Annotated in this window: 3 protein-coding genes; all 3 read right to left on the bottom strand. The window is 62.2% G+C overall.

From position 1 onward, the window contains the following. Positions 1-620 (bottom strand): polysaccharide biosynthesis/export family protein (locus tag ACXRVY_RS27190; RefSeq protein WP_458238747.1); only part of this gene is annotated, 620 nt, incomplete at its 3' end. A 22-nt stretch (positions 621-642) separates the two neighbouring features. After that, positions 643-1290 (bottom strand): CpsD/CapB family tyrosine-protein kinase, encoded by a 648-nt coding sequence (locus ACXRVY_RS27185; RefSeq protein ID WP_223463558.1) that lies wholly within the window; start codon positions 1288-1290, stop codon positions 643-645. Continuing rightward, positions 1291-1777: sugar transferase (locus tag ACXRVY_RS27180; RefSeq protein WP_458238746.1), on the bottom strand; the 487-nt coding region annotated here is incomplete at its 5' end.

Raw genomic sequence — 1777 nt, 5'->3', positions numbered from 1 at the left:
AGGGTGGCGTAGCGTTTATTCAGGTAGGCCTGCAGTTGGTTGATGGTCATGCCTTGCAGCGGCACGGCACCGATTTCCGGGAAGCTGGCGTAGCCGTCGGTGCCCACGGTGATTTCCCGGCTCATGCCGGTGGCGGGGTGGTTGAGCACGGACTTGAGGTTCCATTCACTGGCCAGCGGGTTCACCACCATCACTGACAGCTGATTGCGGTTGGGCTGGAACAGCTGTTTGCGATCGTAGGCGCGCTGAATCGCGTCCCGTGCTTCATCGCGGGTCAGGCCCTCGATTTTCACCGTGGTTTGGGCCCCCGGCAGTTCGATGGTGCCATCGGGCAGCACCAACTGGTTGCCGTTGAACTGGCTGGCGGCGGTGAAGTTCAGCGCGATCGTGTCCCCGGACTGCACGCGATAGGCGGCCGAGCCACTGGTGCTGATGTGGAAGATCACGTCCAGCACATCCTGTGGGCGCAGGGTCTGCTCGACCTTGGGCACGTCGGTTGCCTGGGCGTTGGCCGGTGGGGCCGTGAGGATTTGCACCGGCATGCTTTGTGATTCGTCGGAGGAAGTGCTGGAGCAACCTGCAAGGGGCAGCAATAGCAGGACAAGCATCTTGGCGTTCATGGCGTCATCCTTGTCTGACTGCTCACAGGTTTTTGTACAGCCATTCGGGCATGTAGTACTTGCGTCGGTTGAACACGCTGCCGACCAGCTTCGCTCCCGCCTGGCTCAAGCGCTTGGCCGCGGCCTGCGCCACTTCCCAGCGGGTGTCTTCCGCGGGCACGACCAGGACCACACCGTCCACCTGGGTGCCGATGACCAGGGTGTCGGAGGCCGAATACACCGCGTCGCCGTCGATCACCACGAAGCGGTAGCGGATGCCGAGTTGATCGAACAGCGGGCTCAGGCGCTCGGGTGTCAGGTGCTCGTTGCCACGGAAGTAGCGGCCCAATGGCAGAACGTGAAAGGGCAGGCTGGAGACGTCCACCACGCAGTCCTGCAACAAGGGCGGGCTCTGTGTGTTGAACATCAAGTCGCGAAACCCCCGTTCCTTGCTCAGCCCCAACTGTTGCGTGAGGTTGGTCGCCGAATGGCTGGCATCCACCAGCAGCACCAGGCCGCTGCTCATCTTCGCCAGTTGACTGGCCAGCGCCAGGGCGCTGGTGGTGGTGCCCGCGCCGGGGTTGGCGGCGGTCAGGAACAGGATCCGCAGGTTCTGGTCGAGCACGGTCGATGTCAGGTTGGACTCGCTCGGGCTGGCAATGCTGAGGCTTTTAGCCGATGAACCGTCCATTTAACTCGCTCCGTGACCGCTGAACACTTTGAAAGGGGTTTTCAGCAGAATCTTCAAATCAAGCAGCAGGCTCTGCTGGGCGATGTAGGCGAGGTCCAACTCAACGCGCTGGTCGAAGTCGATATTGCTGCGCCCGGAGATTTGCCACAGGCCGGTCATGCCGGGGTAGATGCTCAGGCGCGCGAGGTGCCTGTCCTTGTAGCGGTAGGCGTTGAACGAAGTCGGCCTGGGGCCTACCAGGCGCATGTCGCCGGTCACCACGTTGAACAGGTTCGGCAGCTCGTCGAGACTGGTGCGCCGCAGGAAACCGCCGATACCGGTGATGCGCGGGTCCTTGTCGATCTTGAAGTCGATGGCGTCGGCGCCATGCTTGTTCAGGTGCCGCAGGGAGTCCTTGAGCTCCTCGGCGTTGACGACCATGGTGCGAAATTTGTACATGCCGAACATGCGGCCGCGGTAGCCGGTGCGTTTCTGCACGAACATCACC

The organism is Pseudomonas sp. P5_A2_2 (assembly GCF_054177685.1).
Note: the sequence above shows the minus strand (reverse complement) of the source record. Positions and strands in the feature narration are given on the sequence as shown.

Coding starts and splice junctions, on each gene's coding strand:
- ACXRVY_RS27185 (WP_223463558.1), bottom strand. CDS start 1,290: ATGGACGGTTCATCGGCTAAAAGCCTCAGCATTGCCAGCCCGAGCGAG.